The 20919-nt window shown below is 61.9% G+C and carries 10 protein-coding genes; 3 read left to right on the top strand and 7 right to left on the bottom strand.

The window, feature by feature from the left end:
- Positions 1-39 precede the first annotated feature (39 nt).
- The 5 genes from BANT918_RS16030 to BANT918_RS16010 form a co-directional block, all read right to left on the bottom strand.
- Positions 40-1896, bottom strand: coding sequence for a prolyl oligopeptidase family serine peptidase (locus tag BANT918_RS16030; protein ID WP_009885248.1), 1857 nt, complete (start codon positions 1894-1896; stop codon positions 40-42).
- A gap of 9 nt (positions 1897-1905) precedes the next feature.
- Positions 1906-3291 carry an FtsX-like permease family protein gene (locus tag BANT918_RS16025; RefSeq protein ID WP_009885247.1) on the bottom strand — a complete coding sequence of 462 codons (1386 nt, stop codon included), beginning with the start codon at positions 3289-3291 and terminating at the stop codon, positions 1906-1908.
- Between the two features lies 1 nt (position 3292).
- Positions 3293-4027, bottom strand: coding sequence for an ABC transporter ATP-binding protein (locus tag BANT918_RS16020; RefSeq protein ID WP_009885246.1), 735 nt, complete (start codon positions 4025-4027; stop codon positions 3293-3295).
- Between the two features lie 259 nt (positions 4028-4286).
- Positions 4287-6818 (bottom strand): class III lanthionine synthetase LanKC, encoded by a 2532-nt coding sequence (lanKC, locus tag BANT918_RS16015; RefSeq protein WP_025388061.1) that lies wholly within the window; start codon positions 6816-6818, stop codon positions 4287-4289.
- Between the two features lie 97 nt (positions 6819-6915).
- Complete coding sequence (locus BANT918_RS16010; RefSeq protein ID WP_025388060.1) at positions 6916-8703, bottom strand: ABC transporter ATP-binding protein; 1788 nt, start codon at positions 8701-8703, stop codon at positions 6916-6918.
- Positions 8704-9878: 1175 nt separating this feature from the next.
- On the opposite strand from BANT918_RS16010, the gene BANT918_RS16000 reads away from it, so the two are divergent.
- From BANT918_RS16000 to BANT918_RS15990, 3 genes are all read left to right on the top strand, one after another.
- Positions 9879-10508 carry a hypothetical protein gene (locus tag BANT918_RS16000; RefSeq protein WP_009885244.1) on the top strand — a complete coding sequence of 210 codons (630 nt, stop codon included), beginning with the start codon at positions 9879-9881 and terminating at the stop codon, positions 10506-10508.
- 1025 nt (positions 10509-11533) lie between these two features.
- A complete protein-coding gene (locus BANT918_RS15995; RefSeq protein WP_025388058.1) occupies positions 11534-13474 on the top strand; it encodes an AAA family ATPase in 1941 nt (646 codons plus the stop codon).
- Positions 13471-16038: an AAA family ATPase gene (locus BANT918_RS15990; protein WP_025388057.1), complete on the top strand. Its 2568-nt coding sequence runs from the start codon at positions 13471-13473 to the stop codon at positions 16036-16038. Before BANT918_RS15995 ends, BANT918_RS15990 begins: the two co-directional genes overlap by 4 nt.
- A 289-nt stretch (positions 16039-16327) precedes the next feature.
- Here the strand turns inward: BANT918_RS15990 and BANT918_RS15985 are convergent, their stop codons facing one another.
- Entirely contained in the window at positions 16328-19828 is a 3501-nt protein-coding gene (locus BANT918_RS15985; RefSeq protein WP_025388056.1) for a DEAD/DEAH box helicase, read from the bottom strand.
- Positions 19821-20582 carry a Hachiman antiphage defense system protein HamA gene (locus tag BANT918_RS15980; protein WP_025388055.1) on the bottom strand — a complete coding sequence of 254 codons (762 nt, stop codon included), beginning with the start codon at positions 20580-20582 and terminating at the stop codon, positions 19821-19823. Before BANT918_RS15980 ends, BANT918_RS15985 begins: the two co-directional genes overlap by 8 nt.
- Between the last annotated feature and the right edge of the window lie 337 nt (positions 20583-20919).

The raw sequence follows: 20919 nt of genomic DNA, 5'->3' as shown, positions 1-20919 counted from the left end.
TGACTAAGTGGTGCGCCTAACTCATCATCCCATGCTCGACTAATCGATGACAGCTGTTGGAGAGCTCGGGCCGGCCAGCAGCTCACGCTTGAGCCAGGCCATGGCGACCACATTTGCCTCGGAGGCGTCGTCGGCATTGGCATGCCCTCGGTGTCCATGGTCACCAATCTGCAGCACTGTATCCGACGTCCGATCCGGTTGTCGACCACGAAGTCGGTTCGCGTAGACGTCGAGCCAAAGCCTGATCTCATTGAGAGGAGCCCGATCGTCGTGGCTTCCTGCCCGGATCCAGAGCGGAGGCGTTGCCATTCCGGTTGCGGAACTACTCTCCAGCATAGCCAGTGGCGAGATGGACTCGACTCCAGCGCGATTCTTCGTCGGGTCGCCGAACTCCATCCAGTCGCTTGCGGCCAAAGGCGCGTGTGTATCGGCGAGTATTCGCTCCGGCGTCAGGAAAGGGTGGACGAGTTGAAGGACTGAGACCAGTCCGGGCTGCCGCAGGACGGCGCTAGTGGCGATGAGTGCGCCCGCGCTCGAGGCCAGGGCGCCGATACGCCCCGCATCGGCCATGTCGAGTTGCGTAATCGTCGACAAGCACGCCTCGTAGTCCGTGATCGACTTCAGTTTCGTAGATCCCCGTGCTGCATCGTGCCAACGTGGTCCGAAGTCGCCCCCGCCCCTGACATGGCATATGGCGATGACGATCCCGGCTCGCATGAGATGCTCCAGATATGGATCGTGCATCGCGTCGAGGGAAAGACCGTAACATCCGTAGACCATGGTGAGAACAGGGGATGGGCCGGTCGTGTCGACCCGTCCGCAGAGGGTGATAGGAATCCGCACCCCATCTTCCGCCACGGCCCACTCGGTCCAGCTGATCAGCCCAGGAAGGGCGGCGGCGTTCGTCGAGGGGACTGTCTTGCGCTCGACCGACACTGTTTGCGGGGAGTGGATCATGGAAGCGACCGCGAGGTCGATCGTCCGATCGGAGATCTGAGAAATCTCAATTACCCCTGCCTCGGGTGCGCTCCAGACGGCATCGGGCCCGTCAGCCGGGAGCCAGACTGCTGCTGTGTGGTTGCGCCGCCCGCGCACGTAGAGCTCGCCGTGTTGCTCGCCCAGATCAGTCGCTACAAAGTCGGGCGGGAGCTTGATCCCATGCGCCGATTCAGCCAGGTGCATCGTTACAGTCTGCGCCCGACGGTCGAGCACGGCGAGGCCGCCGGCTACGAGAAGCGCCATGGCGTCGTCCTCTGCGGATCGAGGCACAATCTCGACCGTCTTAGTGAGTGCGTCGTCTGTCAAGAAGATCGCTGACGAACCCGATCCCCGGCTGACGATGACCGCCCGGCCTTCTCGGACTCCCGCGATGAAAACCCGACGACGCGCTTCGGGCTCGTCGAACAATGTCCTGACAGCACCAGGATTCCAGCAGACGACGCATCTCGGGCGCTGCGAGGCATCCCTGCGTACCCAGATGAAGCCCTTTCCGAACGCCCAGACACCGGAAGAGACTCGTCGTTCGGTGTGCGTCACAGACGATGCTCCGACTTTCGTCCCGGCCGTGTAAATCGATAGCGAATAGTTGTCGTCGAGAGTTCGCGAGATCAGGGCCACGGACCGGTGGTCCGCAGCAGGCGCCCACGCCGCCAGATCGGTTGCCACGACAGCTGGCAGCGGCATCTCCTGCCAGCTCCGGTCGGGCATTGGGAAGCGCGCCACCAGGCCGCCGGTATCACCAACCCGAAGGTGAGCTCTGAGGTCTTCGTCGCTGGCGCCTAGTACCTCCGCGGTCGTCGTCTCCTTGACCTCGCGTAGCTCGTCGAGCCAGGGTTGCAGCCGTCTGCGCTCGACCTCATAGGCGAGTTCAGCGATTTCCGAGCCGGATAGCGCCATGCCGGTCCCTCACGCCGACCTTAGGCCGACGGCGACGTCAGCGCGTAGCGAGGCCCGGGCGGGCCACCACTGGACGAGGAAAAGGACGAGCCAGCTGACGACGAGTCCGAGGAGAAGTGTCGTCCACGGCACCGCGACGATCGGGTAGCCGACGTAGGCGGCCGAGCTGATGGCGGTCGTCGCCACCGTGACGATAATCGGCACGGCCGCGAGCAGGATGGCGGTCAGGGAGAGGAGGAGTGCCTGCCAGGCATACCAACCAGTGATGCGCCGGCTCGGCATCCCTGCGATCCGCAGCAGGGAATGCTCTCGCTCAAGGTCGCGCGAGACCAGCGAGACGACGGCGGCGGAAGTGACGAGGAGGACGAAGGAAATCAGGGCGGCCATCACCACGGTGTCGGCGAGGTTGGTCTCCGCCGAGCTGTCGACAACCCTGACCACGGCCGCCGCAGATTCGACGGAGGTGAGGATGACGCCGACCCCGCCGATGCCCGCGGCCAGCGGGGCGACGGTGTTCGCGCTGGTGCCTGCCCTCTCGACGGCAGCCCGAGCCGCGAGTCGGCCGGTGACGTTGCCAAACGTGCCCGCAAGGTGGCCGAGCCCTGCGAGGAGCCCAGGGACGCAGAGTGGGCCGACGATGTAGGCGAAGAACACGGCCGAAATTCCGGCGTTTAGGGCGAGATTGAACATCACCGCTACGCCGGCGGAATGTGCGCCGAGCGCAGCCGCTGTCACGACCATGCCGAGGGAAAACAGCAGCAGGAGCCCCGCCAGCGGGACTCGCCACCACCACCCTTTCCTGTGACGTCCGGGGATGTCGCGGAAGACCTCGATCGCCTGCGTCCGCGAGGCTCGGTGCGCCGGTCCGAACGCCCCGAGCAGGCAGGTGGCCACGCCGAGGACAAGAGAGGCCAGCCACGCGAGGATGGACGGCGGCAAGACCGGGGCGTTGAAGCCAGGGGCGGCCATCTGGTTAAAGGCGGGCACGACGACGTAGCTCAGGCCGATCCCCGCGAGGGAGCCGGGCACTGCCCCGATGAGCGAGGCGGTGGCGACGAGCGCCCAGGTGCTGCGGCGCACGTCGCCAGGACTGGCCCCGACGAGACGCCACTGGGAGAAAGTGCGCCGGGTCGACTCCACGGTCGCGGTGCCGACGACGGTGAGCGAGAACAACGCAAGGACGGCGACGAGCATGTAGATCGTCTCGGAGACGATGGTGAATTCGGTGATCGCGTGGCCCTGCGCCTGGGTGGCGGCGACGAAGCGGTCGTCATGGGTCCAGGCGAACTGCGCGGCGCATAGGCCGACGAGCGCAGTCACGGCGGCGACAGTGGCGATGGCCGGCCACCAGCTGCCGAGGTCGGCTAGGAGAATACGGCGAGCGTACCTGTACATACTACCGGCCTCCCAAGCGCGCCATGGTGTGGAGGATATCGTCGACGCCGAGCTGTCCGGTGACGTGGGCGATCGTTCCATCGCGCATGAAGACGATCCGATCGGCCAGAGCCGCGGACTCGACGTCGTGGGTGACCATGATGACGGAGCACTCCTGGGTGGCCAGTTCGCGCAAGACCCGCAGCACGACGGCGGTGTTGGCGGTGTCAAGGGCGCCGGTAGGTTCATCAGCGAAGATCACTGACGGCCGCATGAGGATCGCCCGGCACAGGGCGGCTCGCTGCTGCTCGCCCCCGGAGAGGGTGTTTACCCTCGCCGCCCTCTTCTCGAGCAGACCGAAGCGGGAGAGGATCTCCTCGACTGCGGCTACCTCGACTCGGTGTTTGGCCAGGGCGTGAGGGAGCCGGACGTTCTCCTCGACGGTGAGGTAGCCGATGAGGTTGTACTGCTGGAAGACGAAGCTCGCGGTCTGGCGCAGGAACCGGGTGCGCCTCTCGTCGCTCATCGCGTAGAGGTCGGTACCGTTGATGGAGACCTGGCCCCGATCGGGGCGATCGAGGCCGCTGAGGCAGTAGAGCAGAGACGTCTTTCCCGCGCCGGACGGGCCGACGACGGCGGTCAGGCCGCCGCCGAGGTCGACTGAGCAGTCGCGCAGGATCGGTAGCTGCTGCGCCGAGGCGTTGCCGCTGGGGAGCTTCACAATCTGCTCGGCATGGATAGTGGGTGCGGTGTTCATGTCATGTCCGTCGCTTTCGCTCTCGGGTTGCTCAATCGCCGATGCTGCGGCGACCTGTCAGGAAGCACGAAGAGGCGGCCGAAGCACACTTCGGCCGCCATCTCCGACGCGAAACTGCGTCAGCAGTTTCCGAACGTCACGGCGCTCGGCCAACCCGGGCACGGCGGAATCACGCTGACAGTGCTCACGCGCGCTCCGTCGTGGGTTTCGGTCTCACCGGCCATGCTCTGGAATGCAAGAATCTTGTCCACGATTAAAGTCACCTCCTCTCCATTCTCGATCCGTCCGTCCCAGGTAGGAACGGAACACCTGACCAGCGGCCCTGGACTGCGGACAGCCCACCGAGCACACCTGCAGAACCGGTCAGGAAATCACAGGACAACCGGAGATTCTGGTTCCCCCGGATGAGTAGGCCCTCCCCGAAGGGGACTGCGTGCAGCTGGAGCGATCGCATGTGAGATTCGAGAACCTCTCTCGCGCCAGAGTGCATCTCCGGGTAGCGGGCAAGCATTGTGATGAAGCCCGTGAGGCCGTGGGCGAAGCCGCCCTGGCCGCACTGAAAATACGTCGAGGCAAGGCGAAGCTTGTCGAGCTCCTGCGTGAATCTCGGCGACTCGCTGATGGCGTTGAGCTCTTCAATGGCCAGGGCTACGCCTGCCGAGCCAGTGCCCAGATAAGGCAGGGTGCGCCAACCCTCGTCGAGTTCAATGGTGCCGTTGAGAGTCTCGCCGCACGCACTGAGGTCGCGCTCGATCGCTCGTCTCGCAAGATCCTTGTACTCGGGTCGCTGAGCATGGCGTCGGAAAGCAGTTGTCCAGAAGAGCGCCGGGCCGCTCCAGCCGTGGAGAAGGCCTGCCACCGGGGTCTCAACGTCGGTCTCGAGCAGTCGGCTCAGTGCGTCGGACGCGGCCTCTATCTCCTTGGCATGGACACTGTCTCGGGACAGCGCGCCTAGCCCGACTCCTGCCCAGCCCGACCAATAGGTGTGGTCCGAGGGCGGCGCAAGGTCAAGCCGCTCCACCTCGGCGGCCAGAGCGTGGAAGCCGATCTGCTCGAGGCCGTACTGGATGCCTTCTCTTCCCTTGAAGCCGCTAGAGCGGATTTGAGAAAGCCGTTCACGAATCCATCCGGTGGAGCGGCGGATCAGTCGATCCTCCAGTGGTACTCCTGAGACGGTTAAGGCCGCCAGCACTCCGACGATCCCGTATGGATAGCCGATCCTGGCTTCGTCTCCTCCCTCCTCGAACACTTCAATGTCCGAGGGAACCGGGGCAAGCGGATTCTCGAGGTCGATCGTCGAGAGGATAGCCGTCGCAAACCGTCTCTGCAACTGGTCGATCTCCAGCGGCGGCATCGTCGGCCTAGCCGATTCAGAATGAGGGAGCGCCTCGACGGTGTTCCGGAGAATTCGGGCAGCGGCTGCCTCCGGAACTCCGAGCTCCTCCTGCCCGAACGCTACTAGATCTACGATCTTCTGGTGGTTCCCTTGGTCGGCGATCGTCGCCTGCGGGAGCACGAGGTCCAGCTCGACGATGCCCAGCGACCATCTATCAGCTGCAGCTCCCGTCAGGCCTTTGGATGGCTCGTATCCGGGTGCACCGTTTGTGCTCCGCCACCGCTCGTCCATCGCATGGGCGAACTCGAGGTCGATGAAGACGGGGTGCGCACCGTTTCTCATGATGATGTTCTTTGGATGGATGTCGCCGATGAGCCAGCCCTTACGATGGAAGGCACCGATGGCGGCCTCGAGGCGCCCGATCGTTCTCTCAAGCCATTTGAGGTAATCGGGCTCCTGCAGAGTCCAGGGTCGCGGTTTGAGCACCGGCGTCCGCTTCATCCACTCGCGCTTGAGGTCGAGCCCATCGACATGCTCTTGGACCAAGAACATGTGCTCCCAGTGCCGGAAGATTCCATGCACCTGCGGGACGAATCCGGTTGATGCGAGGTCCTGCAACACTCGGTTCTCGTGTGCTAGGCGGTCAACGGCGTCGAGGCCGTCGTCGTCGACGGCAGTGTGGGGTCGTGCCTCTTTGAGGACGACATCGGTCCCGGCTCCGACAAACTCGTTGGTCAGAGCCCGAGCCAGGTAGACTCCTCCTCCGTTGGAGAAATGCAGAGCCTTGACCATTTCGAACGGGAATTCAGGCCCACCCGCCTGGTCCCTCTGCTCGCTCAGGAACGTCGGGAAGTCGAGCCAGGCGGGGGGCGTGAAGGCAGGCTCCCTGGGATCCTCGACCTCTGTACCGTCGGGAGCAATGAGCGTCGTGACGAAGGTGGTCTCCGAGTTCGACTGTACGAACGCACCGTATCGATAGAAGATTGGGCCGGTTCCCCATCGTCGATCAGAGAGAATGTAGGGCCCCTCGAGGTGTCCGATGGTCGAGTCGAGGTCGCGCAGGGTCTTCTCGAACTGTTCGACGGATTCGGGATAGACGGTGACAAACTTCCCCGACGATGCCCGGTTCGCGTACTTGCTGTTCTGCGACTTGAAGTCCGCCTCGGTCGACAGGTGCTTGAAGGGAATGTCGTGGCGATAGCAATATTCAGAGGCTGCGCGGAGGACTGCTGCGCGATTACTTCTCGTCGCTGAGAGATGGATCTTCCAACCCTGGCGCGGCAATCGCCTATCGGACGGGACGTAGACGGTCCATGGCTGACTCCTGGTGACGGTCCACTCGGTGAGTTGGACGATGTCTGAGCCCAGCGCCGGGGACGAGCCCGCATTGTCAGCTGGCTGATAGAAGGGCTTCCCCGCCTGACAGTAGTGCAGGTAGCGAGTGTCGAGCGGCATCTGTCCGTCCTCCCCTCTAGGCGTAAGAGTAAGGTGACTACCCAACTTAGCAGCCGGATCGCATCTTGGCAACCCTCCCGTTCGTGGGAGCTCTGGTTCAGTCGGGATCGCTGGTGATGAACTGCGTGCGGGCGAGGCTGAGGTAGAGTTCCGACCGCCCGAGCAGCTCGCGGTGGGTTCCGGCATCCCGGATCCGACCCTCGTCGAAGAGAATGATGCGGTCCGCGTCGGCGATCGTTGACAGGCGGTGGGCGATGACGAGAACGGTCTGGTCGTCGCCAGACCGCATCACGTCTTGGATCGCCGATTCGTTCCTACCGTCCAGGTGAGAGGTGACTTCGTCAAGGAGAAGGATCTCCGCCTGGGAGAGTATGGCCCGCGCGAAGGCCAGGCGCTGGCGCTCGCCACCGCTGAGGCGCGACCCTAGCTCGCCGACGCTCCTGTCAAGCACTTCGCGTGCCTGTTCGTGCTCGGCTAGGAGGCCAACTTTCCAGAGAGCCTGCGCACAGGTCTCGTCGTCGGCCGATGGAGCGTTGAGGCGCAGGTTGTCGCGGATTGTGCCGGACAACGCTGCTGCGTCCTGGTCGACGTAGGCGACGCGCGAGCGCACCTCGTCGCGGGACATCGATCCCATGTCGCGCCCATGGATGCGAATCGTTCCCTCCGTGACGTCGTAGAATCGCTCGATGAGCGAGAAGACCGTGGTCTTCCCGGCCCCAGAAGGCCCCACGAGCGCCGTCACAGCGCCCGGAGCAGCGGCGAAACTTACGTTGTCGAGTGTCAATGCAACGGGCTGGTTCGACGCCCGCGTCAAGGAGTATGCGAACGAGACGGTGTCGAACTCTAACGCCGGCGAGTCCAGCCGAGGGCGGACGGCCGCCGCCGCTTCCTGGTCGGGACCTGGGTCTTCGATCGGCTCTCTCTGAAGCTCAAGAATTCGCGAGAGCGCCCCGAAGGCCTCACCCAGCGTGGAAACGATGGTCGCCATCATCGTGATGGGCGTGACGATCAGCATGAGATACATGATGAATGCGGCAAGATCGCCTGTTGACACGGCTCCCACGGAGACTCGGAGCGCACCGATGCCGACGACCACAACGATCAAGAGCTGAACTGCGACGCCGGTCGTGGCTTGGATGATCGCCCGCAGATTGGCGGCTTCAAGCCCGGCTCGCCGAACGGCCGCCGCCTGTTCCTGCGCTCCCAGTCCTTCTGCCTTGGTTGCTCTCGCCGCGCGGATCGTCTTGATGGAGCCGATCGCTCGAGAGAGGTGCCCGGCGAGCGTCCCGATCGAGTCCTGCATGCTCAGACCGATGGGGCGCGCCTTCTCGCCCAGTTTGTAGACGGCGATCGCCACGACGAGCACAGCGACGAGGGCGAGCGAGAGTAGGAGAGGGTCGATCGTCGCCATCATCACCACCGAGACGATAACAGTGGCGCCCCCCACCGCCAGGTCGATAATGCCGGACGTCAGAAGCATTCGCGCCGCAGTGACGTCGGAGGTGACTCTTGAGACGATGTCGGCTCTGTCGTGTTTCTCGAGTCTAGGAATTGGTAGGTTGTAGATGAGTTCGACGAGGGCTACTCGGGTGTCGTAGGCGAACCGCTCTCCGGCTCTCTCGATGAGCAGTTCCTTCATTCCTGTCAACCCCGCGCCGACAATAAGCAGGCAAACGATGAGCATGGGCAGACCGATGGTGATTCCGCCGCTGAACTCGTCGACGACCCTGGAAACGAAAATAGGTTGGATGGTGGAGATCCCCGCGGCGCATATTCCGATTAGCAGCGCCCACCATAGCACCGCCTGGTACGGTCTCATCACGCCGAATGCTTGCCGGAATCCTGCAACTCGTTTACGGTCGGCATTGGCTTTCCTCCTGCGCATATGGCTCCTTTTTCTACGAACCGGTCCTGGCAGTTTTTTGACCGCACTCCAAGCACAGGCCAAGACTCGCGTGTTGGCCCGGCATGTGAGCATCAGAAACACGGTGCCGCTGACCCCCGTGCGTTGGCAATCGATGAGCACGGGGAGTCTCGTAACGAGGGGGACCGGATCAGTCTTGCCAGACGATCATGTGGCCACGGTGGCCAAACGGCCGCGTCTAGAACCGGCACCGACACCTCTTCATTACGGCGGCACCGTGGTTGATGGCCATGGCGAGAGACGTCACCACCCAGTTGAGGTGCCTCTATATATTCGTGGGGCCCTAACGACTGGTCACTGGTCCTGGATAGTGGCAGCTTGTATCAATAGACTCGCGCGGAGGCCGTTCAAGAAGTGGGCACCTACAATGGCTAGACGAGCGAGGTAATGCCTCGTGCGGGCGTAGGCAAATAGCTGGATCGCACCTCCCATCAGGAAGTACGATCCAGCCACGCACGCGGTTTCTAGTGATAGAACTACCTGCGAACGAGGTGCCAAAGTCCATTGTCGCCCTTGATGCATTTCAGCTTGGGAAGATCTGGCCGAACTGATTCGTAAACGACCCTGACGGCGTTGCAGCTTCCCTGATCGTGAAATGTTCTAATTACCTCCCCCCAATCAATCTCAGGTTCGACCTCTGCCGGGGCGGCCACCGATGCAGGCGCAACGTGCGCTGTAACAGACTGAGCCGCGGGCTCTGATGCAAGGGCCGTCGAGCCGCCGAAGGTCACCAATCCAAGACTCGTAAAAGCTGAGATCAGGATCGTAGCGAGCCGTCTCATGTCTCCTCCTTGAGTGTGTGCTGAGTGCGATAAGTGAGGTGCCTCACTTAATCGAAGCCTACGATCGTGTAGAGTCCACGTCAAGGCCACCGTTCAGAGCAGACTTGCACGAGCCTCGCTCGCGCCAGGCGGGCGGTGGATCGTTTGGGACTGCGAGCAACAGTTCTTAATGCGACTAATTAGAATGCGTGAAGGTCTGCTCCCTGATGGACATGCAACGTCGATGTCAACCACGAAGGTCGCAAACTACCTGCGATCAAATACTCTAGGCAGAAGCTACTTTTGGCCATCCCGTACTTACGAAGACGGAGCGCCAGGCGAGGCTGGTGCGAGTGAGATGAAGGAGCGCGAAAGATGAAATCCAGCACAATGATCCTATCGGCACCAGCTACCTACGCCGACGCAAAGCTAGTTGCCGAGCAATTTCGTGAGGATGCATCGGTGTTTGCCACGGCGGTTCTAGGGCGAAACTCTGATGGGAAACTCGAGAAGGTATCTTGCACGGCGCCTCCAATCGTCGAACAGGCAATGAGGGGCGATCAAGATCCGGGCAGCATTAGCGAAATAGTCAAATCTGGTCTTGTAGGACCTTTTGTCGAACTCATGTCGGGTCCGCTAGGGCCGATATTCGGCTGGAGTGCGGCGCCCCTTATTGCGCCAGAGAAGCTCGATTCGCAGGATTTAAGGCAAGATTTTACTCAATTGGCTGGAACTATACAGCCTAATCAGGCTCTGGTTCTTGCCGAGTCGGAGGATCCCAATTTTGACATTCGTGGCTATGACTCAAGGATCAGGATTGCAAAAATTCCAAGCAATAGTGTCCTAATAGAGTTGAGCGCCATTCTGCTCCACGCAGATAAGGCAATTGCTGTAGCTCGAGAGAGCCTCAGGGAAGATAGGAGGATCCAGAGGTCGACCGAAGATCAGGGGTTTTTACCTACCTTCCGGATGCAAATTGATTCGTTGATAGAGTTGGGTTTCTAAAGCTCGTTGTGACCGGGGCTTGAGGCGGGGGCAAGCCTGCTCCAGGGTGGTGCTCGCGATGCTAGGATTGTCCGCCGCTTCGCTCTCGCTCATTAGTGACCACAGAACGTGCCGGATTGGTGAGCGTTGGCGATCGGACGTAAGCAGGTGGCTGAGGGTGGGTCGCCAGCGTCTTGAGAGCCAATTGGGTGGCTTCAACTGGAGCCTGTTTCTTGGCACAATGACCCTCGAGCGCGTCGGCCGACAGATGTTGGTCGACGTCCCTCGTTGCCGGATTCCCAGGCGCCGTCGAGTACGTCCCGTGACACGACTTGCGCAGCATTGAGACCACCACGTTGATAGACTTCCAGCGGCTTGGCTTAGCCGCGTACGTAGCGAGAGCAGCTCGGCTGATCGTCCTCCAACGTGCCTGTGTTTAATACTGAACGCGTTGAGTGTGCCGAGCGCCGGAGGTAAACTTGGGCTGTGCGACAACAGCGTTGGAGCCGGTGACCGTTAGCTTCGATCGCGAGTGGCACATAGATGGCACGAGCGGCCATTGGAGCTGGAGGAGCCGCAGGATTCTCCGCCTCTCATCAGGGAGGACGAGGACTGGGCGTTCTGAAAGATCAGAGCTTGCCCGAGGCCCGAAAAGGCTGATGGAAGGCCCGGACCTGCGGGTTTCTGCAGGTCCGGCCTCCTTTTCGTGTCTCCGTCCGAAGGACTGAGGACAGCACCGATGAACATCATTACCCGTTCGGTATGGCACGGGGTGTCACGAGCGCACCTTCCGGTCAAGCGCGGGGTCGGCCGGTCGAGAGCCTTGCCGTGCGGATGACTTGTCAGCGATGCCCATGCGGAACGACAGCACCGAGTGCGCAGAGATGCATCGCTGAGTCGGACCTAGCCGGTAGAGTTCGTCAATGAGCCACGAGGTTCCAGAGCCGACGCTCTGGGGGCACCCATCGAGGCTAGGACCAGCTGAGCGTCGACGCCGCCGATCGAGAGGATGCGACTGACCAGCGCAACGGATCGGGGGATGCTGCATGAGGCTTGTTTCTGCACGAGTGCGTGGTGCCGGCCGGCTCCTTGATACCACGATCAAGCTAGACCAGAAGCTTGTCGCAATCGTTGGGCCAAACGAGGCAGGTAAGACGACGCTCCTCAGGTCACTTGCCTATGTGGACGCCTCCGACGCTCTCGGACCCGCACAGCGGTCGCGCGCATCGACGGGCATCGCCGACTCCACCCCGGTCGTCAGCTTGCGTTACCGCGTCAGCGACGAGGACCGTAAGGAGTTGGAGGACCTTGAACTCGAGGACACTCCAATCGAATTCTTCGTTAGTCGTCGTGCCGACGGTGATGGACCCAACTTCACTGTCAAGCCCGCACCTCGCAAGTCCGAGGCGCAGCTGAAGCAACTGGCAGCCGACCTGGGTGAATCCCTGTCAGCAATCAGCGTCTTAGAACCGCTTCCCATCGAAATGGCCGAGGAAGACGAAATACCAGAGCCCCCGGATGGTTCGCCGTTGCTCGATGAACTTCGCCTGCTGCGACAAGATCTCGATACCCACCTCGCTAACCCGCTCGGGGAGCGAGAACCGATTGACGCCTTGCGCGAACGCGCTGACAAAGACGTCGAGGTATTGAGTGCATTCGCCGAAACCGACGTTCTGCAGCGACTGCTTCTCTCACTCGGAGCGTGGGTTGATCGTGAGGACCCCACGGAGAGGACCGAGAAGGCACTCTGGAATCTCACCCCCGACGTAGTCATGTTCACTGAGGCCGACCGCACGCTGGCTTCTGCCTACACCCTTGATGACGCACTGCTTGGCGACGTGCCAACAGCGCTTGCGAACCTGGCGCGATTGGCCGGACTTGACCTGAATGCTCTAACCCAGGCCGTGCAGACCGGACAGGTATCCCGACGAGACACAATCAAGAACAAGGCGAACATCACACTCGGCAACTACTTCAAGAACGCATGGCAGCAGTCCGACCTAAAGGTCGAACTCAACGTCGAGAACAAGCTTCTCCGAATTGGCATCGTCGAAGACGGTGTACACGCATCCGTGTTCGACGAACGAAGCGCTGGGTTGCGAATGTTCGTCGCTTTGAACTCTTTCCTTGCTGCGCGAAACAGTGGACGCGCGACGATCCTCCTGATCGATGAGGCGGAAACCCGCCTTCACATCGACGCGCAGGCCGATCTCGTGCAGATGTTCGCCAAACAGGACAAAGCCGACAAGATCATCTACACCACCCACTCGCCGGGCTGTCTACCCGCCGATCTTGGTGTCGGTATCCGAGCCGTCGTGCCCGACAGCGACGAGACGAGCCACGTAGAAAACAGCTTCTGGCGACAAGAGGGCGGCGGGTTCACCTCCCTGATGTTCGCGATGGGTGCCTCGGCCGCAGCATTTACACCAGCACGCTGCGCGGTCATCGCGGAAGGCGCCACCGACATGATCCTCCTCCCGACCCTAATGCGCGCCGCCATAGGACAAGACAGTCTGCCGTATCAGGTGGCACCTGGCCTCTCAGAGATGCCGAAGGACTCGTACCCGGAGCTCGACTTCCAGGCGGCTAGGGTCGCGTTCCTCGTCGACGGCGACGGCGGGGGACAAAGGCTCGCCGAGACGATCGGTCGCGCCATACCTGGTGACCGGATTGTCGCCCTCGACGTGCACGGCATTGAGAACACCCTGGACTCGGATCTCTACCTGCACACTTTTACCGCGCTGCTCCGCGACGTCAACGCCGGAGTCACCATAGGTGAACCACCAAGCCTGCCCGATGCGACGGCAGCACCGTGGTCCACGACTCTGGAAGCCTGGGCTGCCAGTCAGGGATGGCGGGCACCGACGAAGCAGGAGATCGCGAACCACCTCATTGAACTCGACGAGGTGGCCCTCAGACCGCAGGGTATCCTCGCCCTGAAACAGGCGCATGCTGCGCTACTCACCGCTTTGGGGATCACACCGTGACACTCGCGAACGACCTGGCGACCTGGGTGGCTGAACGCACCGACTGGCAGAAGGATGCCGTCGGGCGCTTTTGCCGGAACGAGAATCTGTCTGAAGACGCCGTCAACGAGATCGCCGATCACCTGATCGCAGGGACGTATCCATCCGTCGCCGCCATCACCGCTGCCGATGTCCCTGGTACCTCCGAGAGCGGAGAGTCGATACGGCTGTCAGCCGTAGCCGACGTGGAGGGCGTGAACGCGCTCATCACGGGCCAGCGGTTGACCTTCGCCAGCAAGGGCCTGACGATCATCTACGGCGACAATGCCAGCGGGAAGTCCGGCTACGCCCGTCTCATTCGGCAGGCCGTTACTGCCCGAATCAAGGGTGATCTTCTCGGTGATGTCTTCGCAAAGAGCGTGCACGATCAGAAGGCAGTCTTCGAGTACGTGGTTGGCTCTACGGCTACGACCTGGGCGCTCACACAGGGGACCAGCCGCGATCTGTCATCGGTACGGTTCTACGACGAAGAGTGCGGCGACGCCTATGTCACCACAGCCTCAGAGATCAGCTATCGCCCATCCGCGCTTACTCTGCTCGATCGGCTCTCGGCCGCGTGCGATCAGGTGCGGCAAGCTCTCTCACAGCGCCTGAGTGACAATGCGGCGCTCCGTATGGAACTTCCGCTCCTTGGGGAAGGCACGAAGGCAAAGCAGTTTCTTGATCAGCTCAGTGCTACCACCACGCGTGAGCAGATCGACGAGGCCACGACGCTGTCCCCGGATCACGACGTATCGCTCTCCGCCAAACTGCGGGAACTCACGCGCTTGCAAGCCAGCGATCTTAATGCAGAGAAGACACGCCTCGCTCAGCTCGCAGCCCATTGGGCGACAGTCAAGAGTCATAGCGATCAACTGGCTGAGGCCGTAACGAACCAGTCGTTCGACAATGTGGCCGCGCTCGCGAAAAGTGCAATCGATCTCCGAGGGGCGGCAAAGATCGCGTCAGCGAAGAACTTCGACGCCGAGCCATTGCCTGGTGTCGGGTCGGCGACGTGGCGGGCCCTCTGGGATGCGGCACGTCGGTATTCGACGACCGAGGCGTATCACGAACACGACTTCCCAGTCACTACCGATGACGCCGTGTGTGTTCTATGCCAGCAACCGCTGAGCCCGGATGGATCAAACCGATTGGGGCGATTCGATGCCTTCATAAAGGACACCACCTCGCGTGATGCCGATGCTGCCGAGCGTCGCGTCATTCAGCGTCGCGATGAGATTGCTCGTCTCCAGTCCGCGCCGGCGGCTGTGACTACCGCCTTGAGCCAGCTGCAGGCTGGTGGCGAGGATGTCACAGCAAGCCAGACATGGATGACCGAAGCGGCAACGGTCGCCACTGAGATAGTAGCGTGGGTTGACGGCACCAGAGAGGAGCGTCCGACGACCTCTGGAGTGGCTCCGGGCACAACCATCGGCGAGAGGCGACAAACGCTGATCACCGCCAGCGCGAATATTGATTCAACAAGCTTCAACGATTCTGTCCGAGCGCTGAAATCCGAGGTTGCCGATCTCCAAGCGGCAGAGCAATTTGCGAAGGCCAAAGATAATCTTGTCAAAGAATTGGTGCGGCTCCAGGCGAGAACCAAGATTGAAGAAGCTCGCCGACTCACTGACACTACTGGGATTACCCGCAAGGCAACGGCCTTAACCACGGCTTACGTGACGAGCATCGTTCGAGACCAGTTCACTCACGAGACTGAGCAGCTTTACTTGCGCCGGGTCACACTCGCTCCCACTAAAGGTAGACGCGACGTCACGCTCCAGCATCGGCCCCGTCTACTCGGAGCCATCTTGGACGCCGATATCGACGATGTACTGAGCGAGGGTGAACAGACCGCTCTCGGGTTGGCCGGATTCCTCACCGAAGTCGAGTTTGATGAGTCGAAGTCAGCCGTTGTGCTCGACGACCCTGTGTCGTCGCTCGACGCCAGCCGCCGTTCCCGCGTGGCCCGCCGCCTCGCGGAACTGGCACGGTCGAGACAAGTCGTTGTTTTCACGCACGAGGCAACTTTCGTGAACGCCCTTAACAAGGCGGCACGGGACCTTGGGGTCGACGTCGCTGAGCGCGCAATTCTACGACAGGGCGAGCGTCCAGGGCTAACTGCTGACAAGCATCCTTGGAGCGTCAAAGACATCCCGTCGCGGATCAACCACCTGGAAGCCGAGATCGCACGACTCAAGAAGGAGCGGGGCCAGCTCGACTCCGATGAGTACACGCGGCGTGCTCAGGAGTGGGGCGGGCGGTTGTCTCAAGCATGGGAACGCGTGGTCAACCTCGATGTTGTGAACGAGCTGGTGGATCGCGGTACTAACGAGGTGCGGCCACGCATGTTCAAGATGCTCGTAGGAATCACGGAACAAGACGACAACGACTACCAATCTGGCTACGCTAAGGCATCGGAGTGGGCGCCTCGCCACGATCAGGCCCCCGAGACCAACTTCACCGCACCGGAGCCCGACGAACTCGAAGCGGAGTTGGTCCGCTTCAAAGAATGGGTCAGAAGGATTAAGGGTTATAAGAAGTGAGACTTGGAGCATCCTCGTGCGCAGGTCGACTACCTGGCTCTTCGTGATCCGCTCGTGTACTCCTACACCGTCATTCGATGCGCACCGAACGGACGGGTGAATAGACACCATGCTCACGCTGCACGCTCAGGCAGCCCCATTCCTACTCCAGAGGCACCGCCCTGCGGCCCCGGACCAGGATCCCTGTCCAGATCCGCTGGGTAGTGGTGTCAGGCAAAGCATGTGGTATCCGTTGCAATCCCATTGTCCCGTAGAAATCCGAACATGATCTGAGAATCATGCAACACAGTTACGCATGAAGGTCGGATGGGCCTCGATAGCGGAGTTCGACGCTGTTGGCGGCGTTCGTCCCGGTGACTATGAGCAACCCGCGCCTTTTCGGATTGAGTGGTTCCTCAAGCGAACCGGCTCGTCGACCGTCCGCGGCTTGGAGGATGGTCTCACCGTTCGCAAGGGACACGGCTCGATAGGGAGTCCCGCTACTCGGCTGGTGATCGGGAAGCCACGTCACCGCGGCATCCTCGACTGTGTTGATCCAGGTTCTCTCCGGTGCAGCAGCGCCACGGCTGATGAAATCGACCCAGAGATCGTGCGATGACACGGTCGGCCAGTGCGGGTCGTTCGCATGTTGCCGCACCTCCTCCGAGTTCAGCCACTGGTGAAGCTCCGACACGGTTGTGAAGGTGCCGCGTCCGGCTGCGATGGCGGCGAGGGCACCGGCTCGGGAGGAGAATCCGGCCTGCATGAGCAGCGCGGCGGATCGGTTCAGCGTCCCTGTCTCTAGCGATGCAACTGCGAGCCCGTGCTCATCGGCGAGGAACGCCCAAAGACCGTTGACAGGCTCTTCGTGGGCGGTCGCTCGGACCCGGACCGCTTCCAGCGCCCATGGAAGCCGGTAGGCCAGCGAATCCTCGATGAATTCCAGCGTGTCCGTGACCTCCTCTCCCGCAATCTGCGTGGCATCCTCGCCGCGAAGCCATGCGGCGAGGATGCCTTCCCACTGCGGAGGAAGAGTGCGGGGCGCGAAGGGGTAGATGTCGAATGCGATCCCAGCGAAGCTGGTCAGGGCGTCGATTGCGGCACCGGGGTCGCTGATTCGGATGCCCTCGTCGGCGTCGCGCAGGTGCTGCTCCAAGATGCTGGCGTGCTCATCGAGTTGGCGTCCGGTCTCGAGACCGACCCCGGCAAGGAAGTACCCTCGGCGCTGCGCCGGGGTCGACTGGCTCCAGAGGAAGCGTGCACGCGCGGTCAGGCCGGCTCGAAGCGCTGTCTGAACGGGCTCCTGCCGTCGAGCCAAGCTTCTGGTCCAAAGAGACGAGGCGAGCACGTCATCGAGAGCCCCCTCGATTCCGTCCTCCGCTATCGCGGAGTCGTTGAGCAGACTGAGGAGGGCGTTGTCGAGGCTAGCGAGCTGCGAGCGCCACGCAAATCGGGAGCGCTCGGCTTCCTCCTCGCTCTCGGCGGCGACTTCTGGGTAATCCCACGCCGCTGCGCCGGCGACGTATTCCAGCAGCGAGTCCAGGTCCCGGAGACCGTGCTTGGCCTGCATCCGGGCAAACAGGTTCGCCACCAGTTGCAGTAGGCCGCTTTCCATGTCGCGCAGAGCGGTGTCCTTGACCAACTGCCCCCAGTTCCGCCTCCCTCGGGACACGTCCTTGAAGATTGGGTGGACGACGAGGCCGACGGAGTCTACGAACGCTCTGCCGGCTCTGCCGACGATGTTGCGGAACTCAGACGCCTTGATCAGTTCTCGGTTGCGCCAGAGGCTGTGCATTACGAGCGCGCTGGCTGAGAGATTTAGTCCCTGGGCGAGGGTCGGCGAAGAGACCGTGACCTTCAGCGCCCCTCGCTGCAGCAGCCTTTCGACCTCTCGTCGGTAGGGTGCGGGCAGCGATCCGTGATGAATCGCTACGCCGAGTCTCAGACAGGCGAGGATCGGGTGATCTCGGCCGAACCATTCCTCTCCGATCGTGATGGCCGAGGCGAGGTCGCCCGGATCTCCTTCGAAGACACTTCGCAGTGCTTCCCGTGTATGAAGGTCGACGATGACTCTGGCAAATGCGTTCACCGATAATTTGAGTGGGCAAAAGATCAGGACAGTCTGCCCGTCGTCGACGAGCCGCCAGGCGGTAGCCAGCGTCAGCTCCTGCTGATTCTTGGGGAAGGGCGTCTTCCTGCGACCGATCGGTGGAACTAAGGGTTCGAGGAACCGGGGCACGAAGGGCTCCTCGTCTCCCACGATGATGCTCAGGCGGGCTCGATCGCCTTGCCAGATCACTTCGCCATAGCGAAGCTTCGTCGGCCGCCACGAGCTCGCGATGAGACCGTCGGGCTGGTCATCGGTGAGCCAGTTGACGAAGTCCTCGACTTCATCTCCGTCTGGCAGTATCGCCGAGAGGCAGATGATACGTCTGGTAGCCGCATCCCCACGGCGCAGCAGTCGTTGGATCTGAACTTCGTATCGGACCTCACGTTCATCCGCCCCGATCATGTGCCCCTCGTCGAGGACGACAAGCCCTACGCTGTCGAGGAGTGTTGGGTCGTTGCGCAGGGCGAAGTCGAGCTTCTCGGGAGTAGCGACGACGATGTCCCTCTCTCGCAGCAAATCCTCGTCGGCGCTGCTGGCCCCGATCGCGCCGTATAAGGATGAGACGGTCTTCCCCAGAGGGGTGAAAGTGCGTTGCAGGGCGGTTTCGGTCTGAGCTGACAGCGCCCGCAATGGGGTTACGAACACAACCCGCCGGCCCTCGGCTAGGCATGCGAGGATGCAAAGCTCGGCAATCCGGGTCTTGCCGGCGCTCGTCGGAAGAGACAGCACCAAGTTCTCGCTGGTATTCAGCACCCGCTCTGCTGCGGCGAGCTGCGACGGCCATAGGTCGATCTCCGAGCGTCGCCTCCGGAAGAGGGATGCGATGAACGTCGCACGCAGTTGTGCCCAGTCGCCACCACCACCGTCGGTTGGGGCGTCCGGGAGCAGGCGATGGAAACTGGCCTCCCACAGACCGCGAAGCAGGTGAATCGCAAGTCGATGGCACCACCACTGCGGAACCATGTTCAGTTCGCCGGCGGCTCCTAGACCGACCTGCAGCGTGCTGAGGGCCTCATCCAGCAGCGCTTGCTCGCCCCGTTCGAACGCAAGCAGCGCCATGCTGATCGCACCGACGAACGCGTCCGTCAGTGCGAGGTCGACGACGTCAACGACATCGGTGTCGCCGCTGTCATCAGCCTGGTCCTCATCGCTCGTCGGCTCGAGGAGCCCGCGCAACGTCTCAACCAGGTTGGCGTCTGCTGCCGCGTCCTCGTAGCGGTGGCTCAAGATGAGCGCAGCCAGGGTGTCGAGTTCTCTGCGGATGATGTGGATGAGGGATCGCTCGCCAATCGTGACTTCACCGGAATCGAGCGCTGTCTGAAGCAGCGAGTATGCACGCGCGGAGTAGCCGCCGAGGTGGTAGGCGGCTGCCGCGACGACGCGGTGGAAGCCTCGTTCGCGCGAGTTGGGTCCCCTCGCGATCACTGATTCGATGGCTGTGGCTGCGCCCTCAAAGGCGCGTTGGGCGAGGCTGCGCGATCCATTCGCCTCCACGAGGCGCAGCCCCAGGCTTAGGAGCGAGTAGCCGTAGGAGAGAAGGTCGTAGCTGAGCAGCTGGTCGAATTCGGGCGCGTCCTCTGGCAGGACACCGTCCCGCCAGATCATCGACCGGGCTTCTCCTCGCGCGAGAAGCTGTTCACGAAATCCGGGTGCAGTCGCCTGCCCGATCGCTGCCTCAATCTCATCAACTGTTTCAGGCATCAGCGATCGCCTTGGAGTACACCTTCGCGATGAACGCCTGATGCTTTGAGACCTGCAGACCGACGGCGAGACGCTTTACACGTCCCCGGTACGCTGTCGTATTTGCGCGGAGGAGGGCCCTCGGATCATTACCAGTGAAGGTAAAAAGCAGTTGGACCACCTGCCGTTGACTGATTCCAGAAATTAACTGGGCGTCGTCGATGAGCTCCGCCAACGTGTGCTCACCGAGTTCGTGGAGTCGGTCAGCGACGAAGCTGAGAGCATGAGGTGATGGTCGTCCCCGATCGCGCTTAAGTGCATCATCTGCGTCCGTGACCGTTGCAGTTCCGAGCCTTGCACGGCTCTTTGCCTCACCCTTCAATAGTTCCAGCGTTCCGTTCGTACTCGCGCGCACACCAATCAAATCATCGCCACGCATCGACATCTCGCGGTGGTCCTTCCACCGCAGCCGCTCCACCACTCGAAAGCCCAGTTCAAGCGTTGCGTACTGCGCTCCGATGATCTCTCCGAGGTCGCCCGAGCGGGTGCGCTTGCTTGTAGGAAGCTTTCCCTTCAGGTACTTGGCTGCTTTAGGTTTCCCCAGCTTGGCGAGGATCGTGGCGACGCGATCCGGATCCGTGTATTGGTTTGGGATCTGTGACGCAGCCCAGTCGACTCCCGATCCGATGGTCGCCGATGGGGCAACCATGTGCACCATCGAGTGCCGATTAAGCGGCTCGTGTGTGGAAGTCGTCCACGATGAAAGTGGTGCCATGTCATCAATGGTGCCAGAGGTCTCAGTCTCTGAACTCAATGGTTGACCTTTGGGGCGAGGGGGACGCGAGCTTGCTGCTCAGCTGGCGAAGGGGTGGCAGACGCGGCATGTGGTACTCCGAACGATGGGACGAGCAACCGACCCACCTGGGAGGGGCACTTAACTGGAGGGAGAACGTGCGACGTGCTGCCTGTGGGCCGCGCAAGTTCCCCGGAGTGCCTCATGTCAATACCCCCGGCTAATGAGGGTCGTGCCTCACACAAATTATCCCCGGGAACAACTCTCACCCCACCCGACTCGGCCTGACCCGAATACCCGAGGAATCGGGCAATGCCTG

This window comes from Brevibacterium antiquum CNRZ 918 (genome assembly GCF_900169145.1).
GTDB lineage: Bacteria > Actinomycetota > Actinomycetes > Actinomycetales > Brevibacteriaceae > Brevibacterium > Brevibacterium koreense.
This window is presented reverse-complemented; position numbering and strand designations above follow the sequence as displayed.

Bases quoted from the DNA above. Each gene is read 5' to 3' on its own strand.
- BANT918_RS16030 (WP_009885248.1), bottom strand. From the start codon at position 1,896: ATGGCGCTATCCGGCTCGGAAATCGCTGAACTCGCCTATGAGGTCGAG.
- BANT918_RS16025 (WP_009885247.1), bottom strand. From the start codon at position 3,291: ATGTACAGGTACGCTCGCCGTATTCTCCTAGCCGACCTCGGCAGCTGG.
- BANT918_RS16020 (WP_009885246.1), bottom strand. From the start codon at position 4,027: ATGAACACCGCACCCACTATCCATGCCGAGCAGATTGTGAAGCTCCCC.
- lanKC (WP_025388061.1), bottom strand. From the start codon at position 6,818: ATGCCGCTCGACACTCGCTACCTGCACTACTGTCAGGCGGGGAAGCCC.
- BANT918_RS16010 (WP_025388060.1), bottom strand. From the start codon at position 8,703: ATGCGCAGGAGGAAAGCCAATGCCGACCGTAAACGAGTTGCAGGATTC.
- BANT918_RS16000 (WP_009885244.1), top strand. From the start codon at position 9,879: ATGAAATCCAGCACAATGATCCTATCGGCACCAGCTACCTACGCCGAC.
- BANT918_RS15995 (WP_025388058.1), top strand. From the start codon at position 11,534: ATGAGGCTTGTTTCTGCACGAGTGCGTGGTGCCGGCCGGCTCCTTGAT.
- BANT918_RS15985 (WP_025388056.1), bottom strand. From the start codon at position 19,828: ATGCCTGAAACAGTTGATGAGATTGAGGCAGCGATCGGGCAGGCGACT.
- BANT918_RS15980 (WP_025388055.1), bottom strand. From the start codon at position 20,582: ATGGCACCACTTTCATCGTGGACGACTTCCACACACGAGCCGCTTAAT.